16 protein-coding genes are annotated in these 23,663 nt (G+C 64.7%); 5 read left to right on the forward strand and 11 right to left on the reverse strand.

Translation table 11 applies throughout. The annotated features are described in order from the left end of the window. Nucleotides 1-242: 242 nt before the first annotated feature. Nucleotides 243-1,001 carry a methyltransferase domain-containing protein gene (locus B6V72_RS12570; RefSeq protein WP_075774501.1) on the reverse strand — a complete coding sequence of 253 codons (759 nt, stop codon included), beginning with the start codon at nucleotides 999-1,001 and terminating at the stop codon, nucleotides 243-245. Nucleotides 1,002-1,063: 62 nt separating this feature from the next. On the opposite strand from B6V72_RS12570, the gene gloB reads away from it, so the two are divergent. Continuing rightward, a complete protein-coding gene (gloB, locus tag B6V72_RS12575; RefSeq protein WP_088735715.1) occupies nucleotides 1,064-1,834 on the forward strand; it encodes a hydroxyacylglutathione hydrolase in 771 nt (256 codons plus the stop codon). 3 nt (nucleotides 1,835-1,837) lie between these two features. Here the strand turns inward: gloB and B6V72_RS12580 are convergent, their stop codons facing one another. The 3 genes from B6V72_RS12580 to B6V72_RS12590 form a co-directional block, all read right to left on the reverse strand. Beyond that, nucleotides 1,838-2,470, reverse strand: a complete 633-nt coding sequence (locus B6V72_RS12580) for a LysE family translocator (RefSeq protein ID WP_088735716.1) — start codon at nucleotides 2,468-2,470, stop codon at nucleotides 1,838-1,840. Nucleotides 2,471-2,532: 62 nt separating this feature from the next. Beyond that, nucleotides 2,533-4,290 carry a tetratricopeptide repeat-containing sulfotransferase family protein gene (locus tag B6V72_RS12585; protein WP_088735717.1) on the reverse strand — a complete coding sequence of 586 codons (1,758 nt, stop codon included), beginning with the start codon at nucleotides 4,288-4,290 and terminating at the stop codon, nucleotides 2,533-2,535. Between the two features lie 173 nt (nucleotides 4,291-4,463). Continuing rightward, complete coding sequence (locus B6V72_RS12590) at nucleotides 4,464-6,257, reverse strand: sulfotransferase (protein WP_168173049.1); 1,794 nt, start codon at nucleotides 6,255-6,257, stop codon at nucleotides 4,464-4,466. A gap of 203 nt (nucleotides 6,258-6,460) precedes the next feature. Between B6V72_RS12590 and B6V72_RS12595 the strand changes: the two genes are divergently transcribed. The 3 genes from B6V72_RS12595 to B6V72_RS12605 all read left to right on the forward strand — a co-directional run bounded on the left by B6V72_RS12595 (nucleotide 6,461) and on the right by B6V72_RS12605 (nucleotide 11,415). After that, nucleotides 6,461-7,855, forward strand: a complete 1,395-nt coding sequence (locus B6V72_RS12595; RefSeq protein ID WP_088735719.1) for an HPP family protein — start codon at nucleotides 6,461-6,463, stop codon at nucleotides 7,853-7,855. A gap of 261 nt (nucleotides 7,856-8,116) precedes the next feature. Continuing rightward, nucleotides 8,117-10,435 carry an ATP-dependent Clp protease ATP-binding subunit ClpA gene (gene clpA, locus B6V72_RS12600; RefSeq protein ID WP_088718894.1) on the forward strand — a complete coding sequence of 773 codons (2,319 nt, stop codon included), beginning with the start codon at nucleotides 8,117-8,119 and terminating at the stop codon, nucleotides 10,433-10,435. A gap of 56 nt (nucleotides 10,436-10,491) precedes the next feature. Beyond that, a complete protein-coding gene (locus tag B6V72_RS12605; protein WP_088735720.1) occupies nucleotides 10,492-11,415 on the forward strand; it encodes a M23 family metallopeptidase in 924 nt (307 codons plus the stop codon). A gap of 3 nt (nucleotides 11,416-11,418) precedes the next feature. Here B6V72_RS12605 and B6V72_RS12610 read toward each other — a convergent pair whose 3' ends face one another. Continuing rightward, nucleotides 11,419-13,299 carry a cation:proton antiporter gene (locus B6V72_RS12610; protein ID WP_088735721.1) on the reverse strand — a complete coding sequence of 627 codons (1,881 nt, stop codon included), beginning with the start codon at nucleotides 13,297-13,299 and terminating at the stop codon, nucleotides 11,419-11,421. A gap of 275 nt (nucleotides 13,300-13,574) precedes the next feature. Between B6V72_RS12610 and B6V72_RS12615 the strand changes: the two genes are divergently transcribed. After that, nucleotides 13,575-15,140, forward strand: coding sequence for a DEAD/DEAH box helicase (locus tag B6V72_RS12615; RefSeq protein ID WP_088735722.1), 1,566 nt, complete (start codon nucleotides 13,575-13,577; stop codon nucleotides 15,138-15,140). Between the two features lie 126 nt (nucleotides 15,141-15,266). On the opposite strand, the gene B6V72_RS12620 is transcribed toward B6V72_RS12615, so the two are convergent. From B6V72_RS12620 to nuoL, 6 genes are read right to left on the reverse strand one after another with little or no spacing between them, the layout of a single operon-like run. Beyond that, complete coding sequence (locus tag B6V72_RS12620) at nucleotides 15,267-16,889, reverse strand: ribonuclease J (RefSeq protein WP_077701370.1); 1,623 nt, start codon at nucleotides 16,887-16,889, stop codon at nucleotides 15,267-15,269. 47 nt (nucleotides 16,890-16,936) lie between these two features. Next, the gene (locus B6V72_RS12625) at nucleotides 16,937-17,713 is read right to left on the reverse strand and encodes a type III pantothenate kinase (protein ID WP_075774490.1); all 777 of its coding nucleotides are present in this window, start codon (nucleotides 17,711-17,713) and stop codon (nucleotides 16,937-16,939) included. Nucleotides 17,714-17,729: 16 nt separating this feature from the next. Next, nucleotides 17,730-18,482, reverse strand: coding sequence for a biotin--[acetyl-CoA-carboxylase] ligase (locus B6V72_RS12630; protein ID WP_276206171.1), 753 nt, complete (start codon nucleotides 18,480-18,482; stop codon nucleotides 17,730-17,732). Then, nucleotides 18,472-19,911, reverse strand: coding sequence for an NADH-quinone oxidoreductase subunit NuoN (gene nuoN / locus B6V72_RS12635; RefSeq protein WP_075774488.1), 1,440 nt, complete (start codon nucleotides 19,909-19,911; stop codon nucleotides 18,472-18,474). The genes B6V72_RS12630 and nuoN overlap by 11 nt, the downstream gene beginning before the upstream one ends. Before the next feature lie 11 nt (nucleotides 19,912-19,922). Then, nucleotides 19,923-21,461 (reverse strand): NADH-quinone oxidoreductase subunit M, encoded by a 1,539-nt coding sequence (locus B6V72_RS12640; RefSeq protein ID WP_075774487.1) that lies wholly within the window; start codon nucleotides 21,459-21,461, stop codon nucleotides 19,923-19,925. After that, nucleotides 21,461-23,662, reverse strand: a complete 2,202-nt coding sequence (gene nuoL / locus B6V72_RS12645) for an NADH-quinone oxidoreductase subunit L (RefSeq protein ID WP_088735724.1) — start codon at nucleotides 23,660-23,662, stop codon at nucleotides 21,461-21,463. Before nuoL ends, B6V72_RS12640 begins: the two co-directional genes overlap by 1 nt. Nucleotide 23,663 lies beyond the last annotated feature (1 nt).

Consider the following 23,663-nt stretch of genomic DNA (forward strand, 5'->3'; position numbering starts at 1 on the left):
CCCCCAATATGCCCTTCGTCGCGGGAAGGTGACAGGAAGAGGAGGATTTTGTGGGCGCTAACAGGAATTTGGAGCGCTCGGTCATGGATCGCTGTGCGGAAGTGATTCACCTCAATGCGCGTTGGTTGTCGGATAATTATTCCGCACCTGCGGCGGACGACCGAGAGTTGCGCCCCGGGGCGGTACGCGAACCTGAGTGCTGCGCGGCGACGTTCTGCCGCGCGCGAGGCGTTAACTCTGGCTCAAACCGGGTCCGTCGCCGGCTTCACCGCCCCTTCGAGAATCGAAAGCGGCTTGCGCACGCGCGCGCCCAGACCTGAATCGCGGCGCGCATGGACTTGCTTGGAGACCTCGAGCATCACCACCCCGGCGGCCAGCACGCCGGCGGCCTTGGTGCCCACGCGTTCCCACATAGCGGCCGAGCGCAGCCAGAAGCGGCGATGGCTCGGCGGGATATAGAGCGCACCGGTATGACGTTCGGGCACGAAGCCGGAACGGCGCGCGAGCTGGTCGAGCTGCCCCAGAGTGTAGGGCTTGCCGAAGCCGAAGGGCGTGGCTTCGCGCGGCGCCCAGAGCCCGGCCCGGTTCGGAACGATGAACATCGCCCTGCCCCCCGGGCCCAGCACCCGCCAGCATTCCTGCATCAGGGCCTCGGAATTGTCCGAGGTCTCCAGCCCATGCATCACGATCAGCCGATCCACCCGGCCCGTCTCCAGCGGCCAGCGCGCCTCGTCGCACAGGACAGAGACATTGGGCATGCCCGCTGGCCACGGCATCACGCCCTGCTCTGCCGGCATCAAGCCGATCACCCGGCGCGCGGGCTCCAGGTAAGGACGCAGCAGCGGTACCGCGAAGCCGTAGCCCGCCACCGTGAGCCCCGCCATCTGCGGCCCCGTCGCGGGCCACATCGAAACAACCCGGTCCCGGATTGCCCGCTGCGCCGCGCGGCCTAGCTGCGTCCGGTAGTAGAAATTCCGCAGGTCGAGTACGTCGAGATGCATTGCGCCTTTCGCTTCCTTCGGCTTAGCTATGTTCCAAGATAATCAAAGCGGTAGAAAACACCATGGCCGTTGAGCTTCTCATCATTCCCTGCCTCTCCGACAACTATGCCTATGTCGTGCATGAGGCGGCGACGGACACAACCACCGTGATCGACGTTCCAGAAGCGCCTCCGATCCTGAAGGCGCTGAACGAACGGGGCTGGAAAGCGAATCTCATCCTGCTGACACATCACCACGCCGATCACATCGACGGCGTTCAGGCGTTGTCGGCGGCGACGGGGGCGAAAATCGTCGGGGCCAAGGCGGATGCGCATCGCCTGCCCAAGCTCGATCAGGAGGTCTCGCCGGGCGAGAAACTCGCGATCGGGATGGAGCATGTCGAAATTCTTGCCGCTGACGGCCACACGGTCGGCCATATCTCATATTACTTCCCCGAAGGCGGCCTGCTGTTCTCCGGCGACAGCCTGATGAGCTGGGGCTGCGGAAGGCTCTTCGAAGGCTCGGCGCAACAGATGTTCGACACGCTGAGCCGGTTCTGCGAACTGCCCGACGATACACTGGTCTGTTCGGGGCACGAATATACCGAGACGAACGGTCGCTTTGCGCTCTCGATCGAGCCGGAGAATCCGAACCTTCTTGCGCGGATGGAAGATGTTCGCGCCACCCGCGCCCAGTCCCGGCCCACGGTTCCGGTCGAACTGGCACTCGAGAAGACCACCAACCCGTTCCTGCGCGGCACCGATCCGCAACTGCGCGACGCGCTCGGCCTGCCCGAGAGCGCGTCACCCGTCGAGGTTTTCACCGAAGCCCGCGCCCGCAAGGACCGGTTCTGAACCTCACCGCCGCGCATCGCGCAACACGCTCAGCGCCAACGCGGCGAGCACCGTCCCCATCGCCCAGCATTGCACCCGCATCCAGAGCGGGCGCGTCGCGAGGAACCGGGCCATTGCGCCTGCGCCGATCACGATGGCGACATTCACGCTCACCGAGATCACGATCTGCACCGCGCCAAGCGCCAGAGATCGCGCCAGCACCGATCCGGCTGCGGGGTCGATGAATTGCGGCAGCAGCGACAGATACATCACCGCGATCTTGGGATTGAGCAGGTTCGTGACGAACCCCATCAAGAACAGCTTGCGCGGCCCGTCGACCGGCAACTCGCGCGTCTCGAAGGCAGAGCGCCCGCCCGGTCGCACGGCCCGCCATGCCAGCCAGAACAGATAGAGCGCCCCGGCAATCCGCAGCGCGTCATAGGCATAAGGCACGGCAAGAACGACTGCGGTGATCCCGAAGGCGGCACAGAGCATGTAAAAGACGAACCCCAATGCCACCCCGCCCAGCGAGATCAGCCCCGCGCGCCGCCCTTGGCAGATCGTGCGTGAGACGAGATAGATCATGTTCGGACCGGGGCTCAGCACCATCGCAAGCGCCACGGCACCGAAAGCGAGCATATGTGAGAGTTCGGGCATGGCGGAACTTTCCGTTGGGTGCGGTCAGCTTAGCGAGCCTTCCTCACGCCACAAGCCCGCGCTTAGTCTAGCTTCGCGAAAGCGGCCTCCAGATAGGGCGCATATTTCTCCCATGCCTGCGAACTGCCCTTGTAGATGGGCTTGCGCACCTGCGTGTCCGATGTCGTCGCGACCGTGCGGGCGTTGTCCTGCGGGCGCAGGCAGGCGTCTTCCCAGCGCAGCCCGAGCGCATCGATCAGCGCGCGGCTGCGCGCCTCGGGGGCTTCCGTCAGCGCCTCGTAGTCGCAATCGACGACCGCCCCGGGCTGCACCGCCCAATGCGCCATCAGATCGCGATAGAGCCCGTGATAGGCCACGAGATCGTCCAGATCATGTGCGTAGCCATTGCCCGTGCTGGAAAAGAAGTTGCGATAGATCGACCAGAGCGTCGCGCGCGGATCGCGATGGACATGCACGATTAATGCGCGCGGAAACAGCGCCCGGATCGCTCCGATCCAGCGGAAATTGAGCGGCATCTTGTCGGTCACGAACGGCTTGCCACCGGCCAGTCTGGTGAGCGTCTCGTAATAGGCGGAACGTATCCGCCCCGCCTCCCGGCTAAGCGCCTCCGGGTCGCTCCAGTCGAGCGCACTCATCTCGCGATCGAGCGTGGCGATCTCATCTCCGGGCGCGACCTGACTGTGCTGGGTGACGATCTGCTCGACCAGCGTCGTGCCCGAGCGCGGAAGGCCCAGCAGGAAGATCGGCACCGGTGCGGCCTTGTCGGTCTCTGTCTCAGGGATTGGCGGATGGGGCACGGCAAAACGCTTGCGCAACTGCGCAAAGAGCTTGCGATCCTGCGCGATGTCATAGCCCAGTTCAGCCTTGCGCCGCGCATTGGCCGACTGCCAGAGCGCGAAGGCCCGCTCCGTCCCGCCCACATCGTGCATCGCCTTGGCGAGCGCGAATTCGAGCAGCATCAGGTCATGCTCGGAATGCGCCTCCGCCGCGACCTGCGCCTCGAGTTGCGAAAGCAGTGGATCGTCCGGCGCGAAGCCATGCAGGCGAGAGAGATTCCACCACGCCTCGGCATAGCTCGGATCGGACCCGAGCGCCGCCTCGAACCGCGTCCGTGCCCCGGCGATGTCGCCTTCGGCGAGTAGAATGTTGCCAAGGTTGTTCAACGCGAAGACATGGCGCGGGTCGGGCGACCGCGCTTGTGCGGCCCCAGACATCGCATCGCCAGTGAGCTTATCGTCCGCTACGGCCTCCAGCGCCGCCTCGAACCGTTTGCGCGCCTCGATCTCGCGGCCGAGCGCGAGGAAGGCATTGCCCTGATTGTTCAGCGCCACGGGGTCACCCGGGCGCAGCGCCAATACGCGGTCGAACGACGCGATCGCGTCTTCATGGCGCCCCAGCTCCATCAGTTCATTGCCCAGGTTGCCGTGGGTGTCGGCGTGATCGGGCCGCAGGGAGATCAGGCGGCGATAGGTCTCGGCTGCAGCGTCGTGATCGCCCAGGGCCCCCTCCCCCGCAGCTTTTAATTCGAGCAAGAGGATGGCCTCCGGAAACTCTGTCAGCGCCCGTTTCGTCTGCTGGACGAGCTCGCGGTTGCGCCCCGTCTGCATCAACCCCATCAACTGCTGCAGCAGCGCTCGTGGCGGCCCCGCGGCCGGTATCGCCTTGCTGACCTGCGCGAGCGCTTCTAGCCCCGCCTTGGCGCGCTTGTTGCCCGGAAAACGGCCGAGCACGTCACGGTAAAGCGCCTCGGCCTGCCGGTATTCCCCGCGCTTGGCATGGCCACGTGCGGCGAGCAGCATCTTGTCAACGGACCCGGCCATCGGCTCTCCTTCGCGAAATCGACCCGACCATAGCGAGCCGCCGCGCGATGACAAGCACGGCAGCAGCGCCACCGGGAGGGGCGCCGACAAACGGGAACGAAGACCGTCCGAACGGAACGCTCAGCGAAATGCGCCCGCAGAGGAGCGGGCGCAGTTAGGCCGAAGACCGAACATCAGTCGAGCTTCGCGAATGCCGCCTCCAGATACGGGGCGTATTTCTCCCACGCCTGAGAACTGCCCTTGTAGATCGGTTTGACCACCTGATCGCGCGATGCGGTGCGGGCGATGCGCTTGTTGTCCTGCGGGCGAAGGCAAGCCTCGTCGAAGGGCAATTCGAGATAGTCGAGCAGCGCGCGAATTTCGGCCTCCGGATCTTCCACCAGACGCTCGTAGTTCAGGTCGTAAATCGTCTCGGCGAAGAGCGATTTCCAATGCGCCATCAGGTCCTGATGCAACGCCCGATAAGCCACCAGATCGTCGAGGCTATGCGCGTAGGCGTTGCCATCGGAGCCGAAATTCAACCGATAGATCGACCAGATCACCGCGCGCGGGTCGCGCTGAAGATGGATGATCTTTGCCTTGGGGAACAGCGCCCGGATCGCCCCGACCCAGCGGAAGTTGAGCGGCATCTTGTCGGTCACGAAAGGCGCGCCTTTGGCGTGCTCGTGTAGAACCTCACGATATTCTGCGCGGATATCGTCGGCTTTGGCCCGGAGTTCCTCGGGGTTCGACCAGTCGATCGCGAACAGGGCACTGTCGAGTTCGTTCAACTCGCCCCCCGGCGCAACCATCGGATGGGCGCTCACGATCTGTTCGGTCAGGGTCGTGCCAGAGCGCGGCAGCCCCACGATGAAGATCGGTTCGGGCCCCTCTTGCGGCGACTCGGCGATGGGGGCAGGCACGGCCGGGAAGGCTTGCTTGATCTGCGCGAACAGCTTTTCGTCCTGTTCGATGGTGTAGCCCAACAGCTTCTTGCGCCGCGCATTGCCGCGTGCGTAGTAAGTGAAGGATTTGTCGGTCTCGCCGATATCCTCATAGGCCTTGCCCAGAGCGAATTCGAACGCGACGCGCTCTTTCTCCTGAAAGTGAGAGGCCTTGAGCAAGGTTTCGAGACGCTCGAAGGCAGGATCGCCCTCAGCGATCCGCGTCGCCATGACGAGCGCAGCCAGCGCCTCGCCATGATCGGGATTGATCTCAAGCGCGCGTTTATAATTGGCGATTGCGCCTTCCTTGTCGCCGAGATCACGCCGTACGTCGCCCATGGTCTTCAAAGCAGGGCAATTGTCGGGGAGTTTCTCGAGCACTTCTGCCAGATGGCGCTCACCCTCCTGCGCTTTACCGCTTTGTGCGAGAAGGTTGCCGAGGTTGAGCTGTGCCTCGACGAAATCGGGGGCGGCCTCGTAGGCGGCGCGATACATCGCGAGCGCCTCCTTGCGCTCGCCCGCCCGGCGCTTGGCATTGCCGATATTGTTGAGCGAGACCGGATCGCCGGGCCGCAATTCCAGAACGCGCTCGTATTCGGCCACGGCCTCGGCGTCGCGATCCAGCGCCATCAACTCGTTGCCGTAGCTGCCGTGGGCATCGGGGGCGTCGGGAAACATACCTACCAGTTCGCGATAGAGCGCCGCGGCCCCCTCGTGATCGCCTAGGCTCGAGAGCGCCGCGGCCCGCACTTCCATCGCGGCGGGGGCGCGCGGGAATTGCTTGAGGACACGGGCGGCGGCTTCGGCGGCCTCGCGATCGCGGCCCGCCTTCTTCAGGCCGAAGAGCTGGTCGATCACCGGGCGCGGCGGGTTCACCGGGCGGCTCGCGCGCGATTGCGAGATCTCGGTCAACCCGGCCTGCGCGCGCTTGTTGCCGGGAAATCGCGCGAGAACCTCGCGATAGAGCGCCTCGGCCTCCGCGAAAGCTCCGCTTTTTGCATGGGTCTTCGCCGCGCGCAGCGTCTTGTCTATCGGTCCGGCCATCGCGCTCTCCCCGTTTTTCGTCCTGCCTGAGAATTCGCGCCCGACCATAGACGCGCCGCGCCTGATGGCAAGATGCCAGACGGGCTTCGGGGAGCGTTTAGCCCTGAGATGGCGTTCCCGCCGCCCGGCCTCTCGCCGCCCCCGCGCTTGCATCCGCGCGTGGCAGGCGCGATACCTGTCGCGAATTCAACCCCAGCGAACCGATGCCGATCTCACGCCTGCCCAAGAATGTCCGCCGCCAGCTGCGCCGCTTCGGCCCCTCCATGGGGCGTAGGCCTGCGGTCGACATCCTGCGCGGCGCGGTGGGCGCAGGAGTGGCGATCCTCGTCGTGACCTTCATCGTGGCCACCCTGCCCCATTCACGACAGGCCGGGATCTATCTCGTGTCCAGCTTCGCCTCGATGGCGGTTCTCCTGTTCGTTCTGCCGAACTCGCCGCTGGCGCAGCCGTGGTCCGCGATGATGGGGATGATGATCTCCGCCGTGGTGCCGGTCGCGGTGCTGATGGTGACCCCTCCACCCTATGCGGACGGGCTCGCAGTGGGCGGGTCGATCGCGGCGATGATGGCCGCGCGCGCACTGCATCCGCCAGCCGCCGGGATCGCGCTGCTCGTGATCTTGGAACACGAGGCGGGGCGGCGTCTCGGCTTCGATTTCGCGATCTTCCCGATCGCGGTGATGACGGTGCTGATGATCGGGTTCGCAATGGTCTGGAACCGGCTCTTCGGGATTTCCTACCCGACGCGCCCTCTCGCCTATTCCCCGGCCCATGTCGGACGTGCGCGCGGCCCGGCCCGCTCGCTCAGTCAGCGCGACCTGTCGAACCTGCTGGTCGAGTTCAACCAGTCGGCCAACATGGACCCCGCCGATCTGGCGCGGCTCATGGCGGTGGCCGAACACCGCGCCGCCGAGTCGCTTCTGGCCGACACGCATGTGCGCGATCTGATGACGCAGAACCCGGTGACCGTCAGCCCCGAAGCGCCGCTGTCCGAGATCGTGCGCAAGATGACCGCGCTCAACGTCCACACCCTGCCGGTGGTCGACAATTCGGGATACTATCTGGGCGTGGTCGACCAGCATGACGCGCTCGAAGAGCTGTTCAAGGAATTCGACATCCTGCGCCGCCCCCTGCGGTTCCGCGCCGCCCCGCCCGAAGCCGAGGTGCGCGCGATCTTCCATACCGATATCGAGACCGTCGAGGGCGACACGCCGGTGGGCCAATTGCTCGAACGGCTGGCCCGACGCGAGGCGCGGGTCGTGCCCGTGACCGAAAGCGGGCGGCTCGTCGGCATCCTGACCCGGACCGACATCATCGCGCTGCTGCTGGAACATTCGCCAGCCGCCCATTCCGAGGCGGAGCTCGAGGAGGAAGGCGACGAGGACGAGGAGGAGGAGGACGCCCCAAAGAAAAGAGGGGATGCTTCCTCGGGACCGAGAGCCACCAAGCGCCCCGGCGAGGCGCCCGCATCCAAGGGCAAAACCGACCCCGAAGACGCCGAACTGGCGGCGGAACTGCACCAAAGTGCTGCGCGCCGCCCGCCAGTCCACGAGGACACGCAGCACGACACCGCGCAAAGCCGCGCCGAGTCGCCCAAGTAACCGTCAGGGCGCTTGAACCCGCGAAAACCCTCCCCATATGGGAGAGGTCAAACGCAACTCCCCTAGATATTGCGCGCCTCATCGGTATCCCTGCACCGTCGCGCCCGCTAAATGATCGTTTTTTCCGTACGAATCGGAGTCCGATCGGTTTTTGGGCATGAAAAGACTTGAAGCGCGACGAATTCCACCGAACTTTAATCTTATAGGGCAACACTAGGCTGGGTATCCTCCCGCGCCGCCCTTCGAGGAAAGGAGCAGATAATGCCGTCGTTTTCCAATACGCTCGAACAGGCAATCCACGGGGCGCTGGCGCTCGCCAATGCCCGAAAGCATGAACTCGCGACGCTAGAACACCTGCTCCTCGCATTGATCGACGAGCCGGACGCCGCGCGGGTGATGAAGGCCTGCGCCGTCGATACCGACGAATTGCGCCAGACCTTGGTGGAGTTCATCGATGATGAACTGTCCACCCTCGTGACCGAAATCGAAGGCTCGGAAGCCGTGCCGACCGCCGCCTTCCAGCGCGTGATCCAGCGCGCGGCCATCCATGTCCAAAGCTCGGGCCGCTCGGAAGTGACCGGGGCGAATGTGCTCGTCGCGATCTTCGCCGAGCGCGAAAGCAACGCCGCCTACTTCCTGCAAGAGCAGGACATGACCCGCTACGACGCGGTGAACTTCATCGCGCATGGCGTGGCGAAGGATCCGGAGTTTGGCGAAACGCGCCCGGTGTCGGGTGCCGAGGAAGAGGCCAAGGCCGAAGGGGCGACCCAGGCCGAAGCCAAGGATTCCGCGCTCGAGAAATACTGCGTGAACCTCAACGCGAAATCCGAGAAGGGCGATGTCGACCCGCTGATCGGGCGCGAGCATGAGGTCGAGCGCTGCATTCAGGTCCTCTGCCGCCGCCGCAAGAACAACCCGCTTCTGGTGGGCGATCCCGGCGTGGGCAAGACCGCGATCGCGGAAGGCCTCGCGCTGAAGATCACCCGCGGGGAGACCCCGGAAATTCTCGCCAATTCGACGATCTACTCGCTGGATATGGGCGCACTGCTCGCCGGCACCCGCTATCGCGGTGACTTCGAAGAGCGCCTGAAGGCCGTGGTGAAGGAGCTTGAAGAGCATCCCGACGCGATCCTCTTCATCGATGAGATCCACACCGTGATCGGTGCGGGCGCGACCTCGGGTGGTGCCATGGATGCCTCGAACCTCCTGAAGCCCGCGCTTCAGGGCGGCAAGCTGCGCACCATGGGCTCTACCACCTACAAGGAGTTCCGCCAGCACTTCGAAAAGGACCGCGCGCTGAGCCGCCGGTTCCAGAAGATCGACGTGAACGAGCCCTCGGTGCCGGATTCCATCAAGATCCTGATGGGGCTGAAGCCTTATTTCGAGAAGCACCACGACATCCGCTACACCAACGACGCCATCAAGACGGCGGTGGAACTGTCGGCGCGCTATGTCCATGACCGCAAGCTGCCCGACAAGGCGATCGACGTGATCGACGAGGCGGGCGCGGCCCAACATCTCGTGGCCGAAAGCAAGCGGCGCAAGACTATCGGCCCGAAAGAGATCGAGGCGGTCGTCGCCAAGATCGCGCGGATTCCGCCGAAATCGGTCTCGAAGGACGATGCCGAGGTGCTCAAGGATCTCGAGAAGTCCCTCAAGCGCGTCGTGTTCGGCCAGGACAAGGCGATCGAGACGCTGTCCTCCGCGATCAAGCTGGCCCGTGCGGGTCTGCGCGAGCCGGAGAAGCCGATCGGCAACTACCTCTTCGCGGGTCCGACCGGTGTCGGCAAGACCGAGGTCGCCAAGCAGCTCGCCGATACGCTCGGCGTGGAACTGATGCGCTTCGACATGTCGGAATACATGGAGAAGCACGCGGTCTCACGTCTGATCGGTGCACCTCCGGGCTATGTCGGCTTCGATCAGGGCGGCATGCTGACCGACAGCGTCGACCAGCACCCGCATTGCGTGCTGCTGCTCGACGAGATCGAAAAGGCCCACCCGGATGTCTACAATATCCTGCTGCAGGTGATGGATCACGGGAAGCTCACCGACCATAACGGCCGGACCGTCGACTTCCGCAACGTGATCCTGATCATGACCTCGAATGCGGGCGCCGCCGAACAGGCGAAGACCGCAATCGGCTTCGGGCGCGATCGGCGCGAAGGCGAGGATATGGCCGCGATCGAGCGGACCTTCACGCCCGAGTTCCGCAACCGTCTGGACGCGGTGGTCAGCTTCGCGCCGCTGCCGCGCGAGGTGATCTTGCAGGTGGTCGACAAGTTCGTGCTGCAACTCGAAGCGCAGCTCATCGACCGCAACGTCCATATCGAGCTCACCCCGGCCGCCGCAAATTGGCTCGCCGAGAAGGGCTACGACGACAAGATGGGCGCGCGTCCGCTGGGCCGGGTCATTCAGGAGCATATCAAGAAGCCGCTCGCCGAAGAGCTGCTCTTCGGCAAGCTCACGAAGGGCGGTGTCGCCAAGGTCTCGATCAAGGACGACAAGATCGTCATCAAGGTCGAGGAACCGGGCAAAAAGCGGATCTCCGGCTCCAAGCCGCGCCTGCTGACCGCCGAATGATCTAGGCCGTGCTCCGCGCGGTAGTGATAAGCCTTCTCGTCCCGGCCGTGCCCTGCATGGCCGGGACTTTGCTATTTGACGCGCCGACGCTGCAAATGCCGGTCGACTGCACCCTTGGCCAGGATTGCTACATCCAGAATTACGTCGACCGCGACCCCGGTCCCGGCGCGCGCGATGCGGGTTGCGGCGGGCTGACCTATGACGGCCACAAGGGCACCGATTTCGCGCTCCTGACCGAAGCGCAGATGCAGGAGGGCGTGAAGGTGATCGCCGCCGCCCCGGGCCGGGTCGTCGCCACCCGCGATGGAGAGCCCGACGGGGCTTATGTCAGCGGACGAACGGTCGCGGGCAAGGAATGCGGCAACGGGATCGTCATCGATCTAGGACGCGGCTGGCAGACCCAGTATTGCCATCTGCGCGAAGGCTCGATTTCCGTTGCACGTGGCGCGCGGGTCGAGGCGGGCACCCCGCTCGGCCTCGTCGGCCAATCGGGTCAGGCGGAATTCCCGCATCTGCATCTGTCGCTGCGCCATGAGGGCACGGTCGTTGATCCCTTCGCCCCTGAGATGCAGGACACCTGCGCGGCTGCCGCATCGCAGAGTCTCTGGTCCGATCCTTTCCCCTACACGCCAAGCGGCTGGCTCGCGACCGGGTTCACCGCCGCACCGCCGCGCTTCAACGCGATCCTCGCCGGCGACCCCCTGCCGCCGCCCCGCGAAACCGGACCCGCCCTCATCTTCTGGGGCTACGGCTTCGGCCTGCGTGCGGGAGACACGATCAGTTTCGAGATCACCGGCCCGGATGGGATCAGCATCAGTACGACCAGCGAGGTCGACGCACCCAAGGCCCGGTTCTTCCGCTATGTCGGCAAAAAGACCCCGCCTGACGGCTGGCCCAAAGGTCCCTACGCGGGACAGATCGCGCTGCGCCGCGACGGCGCGGTGATCGCCCGTCGATCAGCCACCGCCCGGATCGAATGAACCTCAAGGGATCCGCGCGGCGGGGCCCGGCTGGCCCGAGGGTTTCTCCCCGGCCTTGGCCTTCTGCGCGGTCTCTTCCTCGAAGGCCTCGGGCGGCAGCAGCGAGATGATCCGCCCGCCCGGCTCGACCTTCATTTCGGCCGGGTCGATCACGAAGCGAAGGTCACCGCTCTTCGCCACGACCATCACGGGCTTCGCCTTGGGTCGCTTCTCGCGCCACTGGGCCAGCGTGTATTCCTCGGTGATCCGGGTCACGCGGAAGCGCCAGCCCTCGGCGAGCAGTGTCTCCCACCCCTCGAGCGTGCGCCCCTCACCAAAGCGGCGCCCACCGAGCTGCGTCGGCAGCGCGTGGCGTTCGCGATCGTCCTTCTGGCGCGGCACCTGCCAGACCTTGTCGCGGCCCAGCTCGGGCGCGAGATCGGTCGCGACGAGCGTGTTATAGGCGTCGTTGTCGGTCGCGGCGAGCAGGGTCGAATAGGCCATCAGTTCGACCTTGTCCTCCGCCGCCTCGCCCAGAATGTCGCCGTAGAAAGTCTTGAGCCCATTGGCGCGGGGCCTGATCAGGTGCGCATGGTTCGGATCGGTGATAAGCACAGGCACCTCGGCCTTGTTCAGCGTCTCGGCCAGCGCCGACGTGAAGCGCGAGCCGCCCACGATCAGCAGCCCCGGCTTGTCGGCATTGGCCAGTCCCAGCTTCCGCGCCAGCGGCGCCAAGGTGAAGCCGTGCACGATCACAGTCAGCAGCACCAGTACGAAGGCCAGCGGCCCGATACGCAGCCCGTCGGCCACCCCGATCTCGGCCAGACGCTGTCCGAAAAGGCCCGCAACCGCCACGAGCACCACCCCGCGCGGGCCGGTGAAGGCGATCAGCAGGCGCTCGTTGCGCGGCAGGCCCGTCCCTATCAGCGAAATCAGGACCGTCATCGGGCGGGCGACCAGCACCACCAGCACGACGAACAACAGCGCGTGCCAGTCGAGGGCGGCCAGCTGGTCGATCTCGATATTCGCGGCGAGCAGGATGAACACGCCCGAGACCAGAAGCACCGTCGCATGCTCCTTGAACCGGCGCAGCTCCTCGTAGGAGGGCAAATCGGCATTTCCGATCACCAGCCCCATCACCGTCACTGCGAGCAGCCCGCTTTCATGCAGCACGTAATCGGTCACCGCGAAGGTCGCCAAAAGGGTCGCGAACAACACCGGGACTTTCATGAATTCCGGCACCCATCCGCGCGAGAAGCTGCGCGCGACGCCCCAGCCGACCGCGCCGCCGATCGCCGCGGCGAAGCCGATCCCGAGCGCGAGATGCCAGACCGCCTCGCCCATCGGCAGGTTGGAGCGCAGCGTGAACACCACCTCGAAGGCCAGAACCGCCGCCAGCGCGCCGATCGGGTCGTTCACGATGGCTTCCCATTGCAGCAACCGTGCGGGGCGGCGGGCAAGTTTCGCCGTGCGCAGAAGCGGCGCGATCACCGTCGGGCCGGTAACGACCATGATGCCGCCGAAGACCGCCGCGCTTTCCCAACTCAGCCCCGCGCCCCAGACGAGCGCGAGTGCCGAGAGAAACCAGCCAAGCGGCGCGCCGATGAAGACAAGCCGCCTGACCCCGGTTTTCGCGTCGCCCAGACGGTGGAAATCCAGCGAGAACCCGCCCTCGAACAGGATCACCGCCACCGCGAGCGCGATCAACGGGCTCAGCAGCTCACCGAAGTCGCGGCTCGGGTTCAAAAGCCCGGTCGCTGGACCCGCAATAAGCCCTGCGACCAGCATGATCACGATGGCCGGAAGGCGCATCCGCCATGCCAGCCATTGCGCGCCGACACCGCAAACACCTACCAGCGCAAAGGCCAATACCGGGCCGAGACCCGCCGATTCCGCGACTGCCATATCTGTCCCTCGTCACACTTCGGGATCAAACCCCGTTCAGAAGGTCAGGTTCCGTGCCCCTTTGCAAGAGCCCCTTGCCATAGAAGCGTCCCGCCCGCCGGTTAGTGGCCCTGCCCTGAAAAGATTGACCTTTGCGTCGCAATCCGGTACGCCGCAGCCAAGCTCCGTAATCCGGCGGGGCTCTTCCTGGGCGCCCGGTTCCTCAAGCGCCCGATAGCGGCCCCGCCCGATGCGGGTCGCGACAGGACGCGATTAAAGGTAAACCAAGGATACCCATGACGAAATTCACCGATCTGAAGCTGGACCCGAAGGTCCTTTCCGCCGTTGTCGACGCTGGCTACGAAGAGCCGACGCCCATTCAGGCTGGCGCCATTCCGCCCGCACTCGAGGGCAAGGACGTGCTCGGCATCGCGCAGACCGGCACCGGCAAGACCGCCAGCTTCACCCTGCCGATGCTGACGCTGCTGCGTCGGGGCCGCGCCCGCGCCCGGATGCCGCGCTCGCTCGTGCTGTGCCCGACGCGCGAATTGGCAGCGCAGGTCGCCGAGAACTTCGACCTCTACGCCAAGAACACCAAGCTCACCCGCGCGCTGCTGATCGGCGGCGTATCGTTCGGAGAGCAGGACAAACTGATCGACAAGGGCGTCGACGTGCTCATCGCGACGCCGGGCCGCCTGCTCGACCATTTCGAGCGCGGCAAGCTGATCCTGACCGACGTGAAGGTCATGGTCGTGGACGAGGCCGACCGGATGCTCGACATGGGGTTCATCCCCGATATCGAACGCATCTTCCAGCTGACGCCCTTCACGCGCCAAACTCTGTTCTTCTCGGCCACAATGGCGCCCGAGATCGAGCGGATCACCAACACCTTCCTGCATGCGCCGGTGCGCATCGAAGTGGCGCGTCAGGCGACGACGGGCGCGAATATCACCCAGAAGCTGATCGAGATCGAACCGGCGCGCCGCGACCAGACCGCGAAAGCCAAACGCGAATTGCTGCGCGCGGTGATCGAGGCCGAGGGCGAGGCCTGCACCAATGCGATCGTCTTCTGCAACCGCAAGGTCGACGTGGATATCGTTGCGAAAAGCCTGCAGAAATACGGCTTCGACGCGGCCCCGATCCATGGCGATCTCGACCAGAGCCAGCGCACCCGCACGCTCGAGAGTTTCCGCGATGGCAAGCTGAAGCTGCTGATCGCCTCTGACGTCGCCGCGCGCGGCCTCGACGTGCCTTCGGTGAGCCACGTGTTCAACTACGACCTGCCGATGCATGCCGAGGACTATGTCCACCGGATCGGCCGCACCGGTCGCGCGGGCCGCAAGGGCACGGCGATCTCGATCGCGGTCCCCTCGGACGAGAAATTCCTCGGCCAGATCGAAAGCCTCGTCGAGCAGGAAATCCCGCGCGCCGAGCCGCCGGAAGGGTTCGAGCTGTCCGAAGGTGCGAAGCAGCCCGCGCGCAAGCGCGAGGACTCCAAGGGCGGTCGTTCGCGTGGCGGGCGCAGCCGCGATCGCGGCGGGCGTGGCTCGAAACGCGAGCGCAGCGAAGAGACGCAGCAACCGCAGATCGCCGCGCCGCAAGAGCAAAAAGAAGTTCCCAAGACCGAGGCTCAACCCGGAGAGGCTCGCAGCGAGCCCCAGGAGACCGCGAGCGCGCCGAAATCGCAGCCCCGCGATCAGGGTAGTGACGAAGGCAACGCACGCCGCTCCCGCGGGGGCCGCAACCGTCGCGAGCGTGAGAACGAAGTGGTGGGCATGGGCGACCACGTCCCGGACTTCCTCACCGTTTCCTTCCGCCCCGGCGCGATCGAAGAGACCGCCGAGGACAGCGCGGACAGCTGACGCTTTCGTATTGGTAAAAGTATCCCCGCCGGAGGCGTCCTCCGGCGGGGTTTTTCTTTGTCTCTGAGGATGGAGCGATGCCCTACCCCTTCGCGAGTCCGCGCCATTGACGGCGCGGACTCGCGCTCACTCGGTCAGACGGCTCGTGACGACGATCACTTCGGGCTTCTTGCCAATCTCTTCCATCGCGACCTGACGGGCGATGCGGCGCAGGCCCTCGTCCAGCTTGTCGTCATTGCTCAGGATCTTGACCGGCGCGCGCTCAAGATATTCGGTCATCTCGTCCTCGATCGTCTCGGCCAGCGGCGCGCCGGAGCGGCCCAGTTTCGGCAAGCCGTTCAGCTCGACCCAGGGCTCGCCCAGCGGCTGGTCCTGCTCGTCGAGGATCACCGTCACGAGACACAGCCCGTTCAGCGCCATGCGCATCCGGTCGCGCACCACGCCGTCCATCGCGCCGATCTGCACCGAACCGTCGAGATAGGTGCGGCCCGCTTCGATATATTCGACGACTTTCGGCACCTCGCCGGTCAGGTCGATCATCGTGCCGTTCGTCGCGACTTCCGACGCGATGCCCTTGTCCGCGGCCAGCTTCGCATGTTCGCGCAGGTGGCGATGCTCGCCATGCATCGGGATCAGCATCTTCGGCGCGATCAGTTCGTGCACCGCTTCGAGATCGGGGCGGTTGGCGTGGCCCGAGACGTGATAGAGCCCGCCGTGATCGTCCACCACGTCGACTCCCATCTCGGAGAAGGCGTTCATGATCCGGATCACGCCGCGCTCGTTGCCCGGAATCGTCTTCGAGGAGAACAGGAACGTGTCCCCCTCCTTCATCTCGAGCCCCAGGTACTTGCCGCGGCTCAGCTGGGCCGAGGCAGCGCGTCGTTCGCCCTGGGAGCCGGTCACGATCAGCATCAGGTTCTGGCGCGGCACGTCGGTCGCCTCTTCCGCCGAGATCGTGCCGGGCATGCCTTTCAGCACGCCGGTTTCCTCGGCGACCGAGACCATGCGCTTCATCGCGCGCCCCAGCAGACAGACAGACCGACCCGCGGCTTTGCCCGCTTCGGCAAGCGTCTTCAGGCGCGCCACGTTCGAGGCGAAGGTGGTCGCGACGACCATGCCGGTCTGCGCGCGGATGAGTTCCGAGATCGGCTCGGCCAAAGTGGCCTCCGAGCGGCCCGGCAGCGGCGAGAAGACATTGGTGGAATCGCTCACCAGAACCTTCACGCCTTCGCCTTCCTTGGCAATGGCGTGCCACATTTCGGGGTCGAAGGGCTCGCCGACGATCGGGTTGCCGTCGAGCTTGAAATCGCCCGTATGCACGACGCGGCCCGCAGGTGTGTCGATGATGAGGCCGGAGCTTTCGGGGATCGAATGCGAGATCGGCACGAATTGCACCTTGAACGGGCCAGCCTCGATCACTTTCGGGCGCGGCTCGACGATCTGGATCGTCTCGGGCGGGATGCCCGCCTCTTCCAGCTTCAGCTGGCCGATCCGACCGGTGAAAGCGCGCGCGTAGACCGGCTTGCGCAGCTTGTTCCAGACATGCGGCAGCGCGCCGATGTGGTCCTCATGCGCGTGGGTGATGAAGATCGCGTCGATGCGGTCGGCATTCGCTTCCAGCCATTCGAGATCGGCGAAGATCAGGTCGACGCCGGGCGTGCCGTCCATATCCGGGAAAGTCACGCCCAGATCGACAACGATCAGCCGCTCTTTCCCCTCTGGGCCGTAGCCGTAGACATAGGCGTTCATGCCGATTTCGCCGGCACCGCCGAGGGGGAGGTAGATCAGTCTGTCACTCACGCGGGAAGGTCCTTGTTATAGTCGTTGAGGAGGCGAAGGCCGTGCATGGTAAGGTCGTATTCCACACTGTCAAACAGGTCGAACCCCTGGCTGAACAGCTCTGCCAGACCGCCGGTCGCGATGACCTTCATCGGTCGGTCCCGCTCGAGCCGGATTTGGCGCACGACGCCTTCGACGAGGCCGATATAGCCCCAGAAAACGCCCGATTGGATACAGGCGACGGTGTTGGTGCCGATCGCCTTCTCGGGCATCGTCACATCGACATGAGGTAGGGCGGCCGCGGAGGCGTGCAACGCCTCGAGCGACAGGTTGACGCCGGGTGCGATCACCCCGCCGATATAGGCCCCGTCGGAGGCGACCACGTCGAAAGTGGTCGCAGTACCGAAATCGACGACGACGATATCGCCGCCATGCCGGTCATAGCCCGCAACCGTGTTCACGAGGCGATCCGGCCCGACGGTCGTGCCCGGATCGACGCGGGGCTCCACCGGTAGGCGGCATTCGGGCTTGCCGACGACCAACGGGCGGCAGTTGAAGTAACGGTTGGACAGAACCCGCAGGTTGAAGACCACCCGCGGCACGGTCGAGGAGATGATGACCTCGGTGATCGCGCCTGCGATCTCCTGCACGCGCATCATGCCGGACAGCCAGAGGAAATATTCGTCCGCCGTTCGCTGGTGATTGGTTTCCATCCGCCAAGTGGCGATGAAATCCGTCCCGTTCCAGACCGAGAAGACGGTGTTGGTGTTGCCGCAGTCGATGCAGAGAAGCATGGCTCCCCCCTTCCGCTCAGAAAAAGATATCCGCCGCCGAGATGGCACGGCGGCCCTCGGGCGTCGTCAGGATCAGCGCGCCGGTCTGGTCAATCGTCTCGAAGGTGCCGCGATAGGTTTCGCCGCCGACGCGTGCGGTGATTTCTTCGCCCAGACGCGCCGCCCGCGCGAGCCACGCATTGCGGATCGCGTCGAAGCCGTAATCGCGGAACTGTCGATCATAATGATCGAAGGCCTGCGCCAGCATCGGCAGGAAGTCGACCGGAGCGATCTGCATCCCGGTCTCGCCCAGCAGGCTGACCGGCGCCATCGCCTCGGGCTCGATCTCGGACCGCTCGGGGGCCACTGCGAGGTTCACGCCGATGCCAATCGCGATTGTCTCTGCGCCCTGCAGGCTCTCGAGCAGGATGCCCGCGACTTTGCCGCCGTTCAGCAGCACGTCATTGGGCCATTTGATGGTCAGCCGCGCATGCGGTCCCGCGACATGCGCGAGCGCGGCCTCCAACGCGAGTGCCGCGACGAAGGAATAGAGCGCGGCATGAGCCAGCCCGCCTTCGGGCCGCATTACCAGAGTCGCCGAGAAATTGCCGGATGGCGCGCGCCACGTCCGTCCGCGCCTGCCGCGCGCGGCGGTCTGCTCATGCGCGAAGATCCAGGCTGAACCGGAGAGGCCCGGCGCTAGCCGGGCCGCTTCATCCATGGTGCTATCGACCGAGGGCAGGACGTGTCGCGCCACGCCCTCGGGCCAGTCATCGCGCTCAGTTGACAAGAGCCGCCGCCGCAGCCTGGGCCGCGCCCTCGATGCCGAAGAGGTTGAAGATGCCGATCAGCATCGCCAGCGCCGAAACCACCAGAAGGCCCCACTGGATCGCGGGCATCCGATTGTCGAGCGGATCCGTCTCCTTGCCGAAATACATGTAGAACACGATCCGCAGGTAGTAGAAGGCCGCCACGACCGAGGCGATCACGCCGAGCAGCACGAGCCAGATATAGCCCGCATGCAGCGCCGCTTCGAGCACCGCGAACTTGGCGAAGAAGCCCAGCATCGGCGGCACACCGGCGAGCGAGAACAGCAGCACCAGCATCGCCAACGCCTTGACCGGGGCCTGACGGGCGTATTGATTGAGCGCCTTGAGTTCGGTCACCGGCTGGCCGTCACGCTCCATCGAAAGCATGAAGGCGAAGACGCCGACATTCATCGTCACGTAGATCGCCATGTAGGTCAGCATCGACTGCACACCCTCGACCGTGCCCGCCGAGAGGCCCAGCAACACGTAGCCCATATGGGTGATCGAGGAATAGGCCATCAGGCGCTTGATGTTCGACTGACCGATCGCCGCGACCGAGCCCCAGACCATCGACAGGCCCGCGAGCAGCGCGAGGATCTGGCCCCACTCCGCCGGCACCTGGCCGAAGGCGTCGAAGACGAGCCGGGCGATCAGCGCCATCGCGGCGATCTTCGGCGCCGTTGCGAAGAAGGCGGTGACCGGCGTGGGCGAGCCCTCGTAGACGTCGGGCGTCCACATGTGGAACGGCACTGCCGAGACCTTGAAGGCGAGACCGGCGATCAGGAAAACCATGCCGAACAGCAGGCCGATCGGCAGGTGACCGGCTTGCACGACCCCGATGATACCCGCGAATTGCGTGGTGCCCGCGAAGCCGTAGGTCAGCGAAGCGCCGTAGAGCAGGATGCCCGAGGACAGCGCGCCAAGGACGAAATACTTCAGACCCGCTTCCGAGCTCTTCTCGCTCTCGCGGCGCAGCGCGGCCACGATGTAGAGCGCGAGCGATTGCAGCTCGAGCCCCATGTAGAGCGACATGAGGTTGCCCGCCGAAACCATCATCATCATGCCGATGACGGCCAGCGTCGCGAGGATCGGGTATTCGAAGCGCAGCAGGCCGCGGCGCTGCATGTAATCGGTGCCCATCGCGAGCACCAGCGCGGCCGCGATCAGGATCATCACCTTGGTGAAGCGCGAGAACGCGTCGTCGATGAAGAGGCCGCCGAAGGCCTCATGCGAGCCCACCTCGGCCAGGCCGATCCAGGCCGCGATCACCAGCATGACGCCAGAGGTGATCCACAGCAGCGTCGGCGCAAGCTTGTCCTTGCCGAACCACACACCCGCGAGCAGGGCCACCATCGCGTAGACGGCGAGCAAAAACTCCGGAAGGACGATCGAGAAATCCGCAGAAGTCATCCCTCAGCTCCTCAGTGTTCGACCAGGTCGGACAGATACGTGTCCGGCAAGGCATCGTGATAGTTCTGGACGAGTTGCGTCACCGACGGCCCGATGATGTTGGTCACCAGATCGGGGTAGACGCCAAGGATCAGGGTCATCGCCACCAGCGGCGCGAAGATCCACTTCTCGCGCGTGGTGAGATCGGTGATCGAGCGCAGGCTCTCCTTGATCAGGTCGCCGAAGACGACCCGGCGATAGAGCCAGAGCGCGTAGGCGGCCGAGAGGATCACGCCGGAGGTCGCGAACATCGCGGCCCAGGTGTTGACCTGGAACGTCCCGGCGAGCGTCAGGAATTCCCCGACGAAGTTACCGGTACCCGGCAGCCCCACATTGGCCATGGTGAAGAACATGAAGATCGTCGCATAGGCCGGCATGCGCTTGACGAGGCCGCCATAGGCGTCGATCTCGCGGGTGTGCATTCGTTCGTAGATGACGCCGACCAGAAGGAACAGCGCGCCCGAGACGAAGCCGTGCGAGACGACGAGGAAGATCCCGCCCTCGATGCCCTGCTGCGTCCCCGAGAAGATCCCGAGCAGCACATAGGCCATGTGCGCGACCGAGCTATACGCGATGACGCGTTTGATATCGGTCTGCACCAGCGCCACCAGCGAGGTCCAGATGATCGCGATCACCGCGAGCCACATCGCCCAGGGGCCCACCACGATGTTGCCCACCGGGAACATCGGCAGCGAGAAGCGCAGGAAGCCGTAATCAGCCAGTTTCAGCAGGATCGCGGCCAGCACGACCGAACCGGCCGTCGGGGCCTGAACGTGCGCTGCGGGAAGCCAGGTATGCACCGGCCAGAGCGGCATCTTGATCGCGAAGGAGATGAAGAAGCCGATCCACAGCAGCGTTTGCACCCCGCCGGGGATCGATATCCCCAGAACATCCACCGGTGTGTATGGGAACTCGTAGACGAGTAGCCCCGGCATGTCCGTCGTTCCGGTGTGGAAGTAGATGTAGATGATCGACACCAGCATGAAGACCGAGCCGAAGAAGGTATAGAGGAAGAACTTGAACGCGGCGTAGACGCGCTGCTTGCCCCCCCAGATGCCGATGATCAGGAACATCGGGATCAGGCCTGCTTCGAAGAACAGGTAGAACAGCACCAGATCGAGCGTGACGAAGGTGCCCACCATCAGCGTCTCGAGGACGAGGAAGGCGATCATGTATTCCTTCACGCGGTCGGTGACGTTCCAGCTGCCGATGATCACCAGCGGCATCATGAACGTGGTCAGCATCACGAAGAGGATCGACAGCCCGTCGACACCCACGCGATACTGAAAGCCCATGATCCAGGAGTATTTCTCCATGAACTGGAAGCCGGTGTTGGACGGGTCGAACCCGGCCAGCAGGAACAGCGAGATCAGGAAAGTGACCGAAGTCGCGGTCAGCGCCACCCATTTCGCGTTGCGGTCAGCCTCGGGCGAGCCGCCACGCAGAACCAGCGCGAGGATCAGCGCCGCCACGGCGGGCGTGAAGATGACGATGGAAAGAAGGTGTTGCATCAGTTCGCCCCCCCGTTGAGGACGACCCAGAGCATGAGACCGACGATCCCGATCACCATGGCGAAGGCGTAGTGGAACAGATAGCCCGATTGCATCCTGTTAAGGAACCTCGTGAATGTCGGGACGATGCCAACGGCCATACCGTCGATGACCCGGTCAATCGAGCCCTCGTCCCCTTTCTTCCAGAATTGATAGCCGAACCAGAGCGCCGGGCGCATGAAGATACGCTCGTACAGCTCGTCGAAATACCACTTGTTGAGCAGGAAGCTGTAGAGCCCGGGTTGGGCTTCAGCCATCCGCCGCGGCAGGCTCACATCCTTGATGTAGAACATCCAGGCGACAAGCAGCCCGGCCAGCATCGCCACGAAGGGCGATACCTTGACCCAGGCCGGCGCGTGGTGCGCCTTGTCGATCACCTCGTTCTCCTGCCCCATGTAGATGGAGCCCTGAGGTGCGACACCCGGATACTCGATGACCGCGGTCGAGGCGCCGACGCTCGGCGAGGTCTTGGCCTCGTCCATCAGCTCGGCCTCGGCCTGCTGTTCGGACATGTTCGGATCCGGCACCGGCGGCGTTTCACCCTGCCCTGCGGCATGGCTTGCCTCGCCCGACTGCGCGGCTTCGCCACTCGTCGCGTGCCCGGCATCCGCCGTCTGCTCGGCATGCGCGGGAAGCCCGAAGAACTTCACCAGCTTCGCGTGATCGCCGAAGAAGACGTTGTACCAGATCATGCCGGCGAAGATCGCGCCGAAGGACAGTACGACCAGCGGCACCGTCATGACCCACGGGCTCTCTTTGGCGTGATCATGCGCATGATGATCGCCGCGCGGCTTGCCGAAGAAGGTCATGAAGATCAGGCGCCACGAATAGAAGGACGTGAAGGCCGCCGCGATGACCAGAAGCCAGAAGGCATAGCCAGCACCCGAGCCGCCCCAGACGCTCTCGATGATCGCGTCTTTCGACAGGAAGCCTGCGAAACCGATATGGGTGAAGGGAACGCCGACACCGGTGATCGCCAGCGTGCCGAAGATCATCGCCCAGAAGGTCAGCGGCACCTTTTTGCGAAGGCCACCGTAGTTGCGCATGTCCTGCTCGTGGTGCATCGCGGTGATCACCGAGCCCGCCGAAAGGAACAGCAGCGCCTTGAAGAAGGCGTGGGTCAGCAGGTGGAACATCGCCACCGAATAGACGCCGACGCCCGCGGCCGCGAACATGTAGCCCAGCTGCGAACAGGTCGAATAGGCGATGACGCGCTTGATGTCGTTCTGCACCAGACCCACGGTCGCTGCGAAGAAGGCGGTCGAGGCACCGATGACGACAATGAAGGTCTGCGTATGCGGCGCGTATTCGTAGACCGGCGACATCCGGCAGACGAGGAACACACCCGCGGTCACCATGGTCGCGGCGTGGATCAGCGCCGACACCGGCGTCGGGCCTTCCATCGCGTCCGGCAACCATGTGTGCAGGAAGAGCTGCGCCGATTTGCCCATCGCACCGATGAACAGAAGGAAGGCACAGAGCTCAACCGCGTTCCAGTTCCCCCAGAGGAAGTCCAGGCTCGTTTCGGACAAGGCCGGGGCCGCAGAGAAGACGTCGTCCATCTTCAGCGAACCGGTCATGTAGAACAGACCGAACAGCCCGAGCAGGAAGCCGAAATCGCCGATACGGTTCATGATGAAGGCTTTCATCGCCGCCGCATTGGCCGAAGGCTTCTTGTAGTAGAAGCCGATCAGCAGATACGAGGCGAGACCCACGCCTTCCCAGCCGAAGAACATCTGCAGCAGGTTGTCCGAGGTCACCAGCATCAACATGGTGAAGGTGAAGAAGGACAGGTAGGCGAAGAAGCGCGCCTTGTAATTCTCGCCCTTCCCTTCGTCGAAATTCTCGTCATGGGCCATGTAGCCCCACGAGTAGAGATGCACGAGCGAGGAGACCGTCGTCACCACGATCAGCATGATCGCGGTCAGCCGGTCCATCCGGATCGCCCATGCGACGTCGAGGTCGCCCGAGGTGATCCAGTTCATGACATGGATGTGCTGCGTCTGATCGCCCAGCGTGAGAAAGACGATCCAGCTGAGCGCGGCGGCGAGGAACAGAAGGCCCGTGGTCAGGACCATCGCGCCCTTTTCGCCGATCACCCGCCAGCCGAAGCCACCAAGGATCGCACCGACCAGCGGCGCAAAGAGAATGATCGTTTCCATC

This window comes from Thioclava sp. F34-6 (assembly GCF_002213235.1).
In the GTDB taxonomy this organism is placed as follows: Bacteria; Pseudomonadota; Alphaproteobacteria; order Rhodobacterales; family Rhodobacteraceae; genus Thioclava; species Thioclava nitratireducens.

Excerpts from the sequence above, each read along its gene's own strand:
- B6V72_RS12585 (WP_088735717.1), bottom strand. The coding sequence starts at position 4,290 with ATGGCCGGGTCCGTTGACAAGATGCTGCTCGCCGCACGTGGCCATGCC.
- B6V72_RS12625 (WP_075774490.1), bottom strand. The coding sequence starts at position 17,713 with ATGCTTCTCTGCATCGACTGCGGCAACACCAACACCGTCTTCTCGGTC.
- B6V72_RS12610 (WP_088735721.1), bottom strand. The coding sequence starts at position 13,299 with ATGGCAGTCGCGGAATCGGCGGGTCTCGGCCCGGTATTGGCCTTTGCG.
- B6V72_RS12615 (WP_088735722.1), top strand. The coding sequence starts at position 13,575 with ATGACGAAATTCACCGATCTGAAGCTGGACCCGAAGGTCCTTTCCGCC.
- B6V72_RS12595 (WP_088735719.1), top strand. The coding sequence starts at position 6,461 with ATGCCGATCTCACGCCTGCCCAAGAATGTCCGCCGCCAGCTGCGCCGC.
- B6V72_RS12580 (WP_088735716.1), bottom strand. The coding sequence starts at position 2,470 with ATGCCCGAACTCTCACATATGCTCGCTTTCGGTGCCGTGGCGCTTGCG.
- B6V72_RS12605 (WP_088735720.1), top strand. The coding sequence starts at position 10,492 with ATGGCCGGGACTTTGCTATTTGACGCGCCGACGCTGCAAATGCCGGTC.
- nuoN (WP_075774488.1), bottom strand. The coding sequence starts at position 19,911 with ATGACTTCTGCGGATTTCTCGATCGTCCTTCCGGAGTTTTTGCTCGCC.
- B6V72_RS12640 (WP_075774487.1), bottom strand. The coding sequence starts at position 21,461 with ATGCAACACCTTCTTTCCATCGTCATCTTCACGCCCGCCGTGGCGGCG.
- nuoL (WP_088735724.1), bottom strand. The coding sequence starts at position 23,662 with ATGGAAACGATCATTCTCTTTGCGCCGCTGGTCGGTGCGATCCTTGGT.
- B6V72_RS12570 (WP_075774501.1), bottom strand. The coding sequence starts at position 1,001 with ATGCATCTCGACGTACTCGACCTGCGGAATTTCTACTACCGGACGCAG.
- B6V72_RS12590 (WP_168173049.1), bottom strand. The coding sequence starts at position 6,257 with ATGGCCGGACCGATAGACAAGACGCTGCGCGCGGCGAAGACCCATGCA.
- gloB (WP_088735715.1), top strand. The coding sequence starts at position 1,064 with ATGGCCGTTGAGCTTCTCATCATTCCCTGCCTCTCCGACAACTATGCC.
- B6V72_RS12620 (WP_077701370.1), bottom strand. The coding sequence starts at position 16,889 with ATGAACGCCTATGTCTACGGCTACGGCCCAGAGGGGAAAGAGCGGCTG.
- clpA (WP_088718894.1), top strand. The coding sequence starts at position 8,117 with ATGCCGTCGTTTTCCAATACGCTCGAACAGGCAATCCACGGGGCGCTG.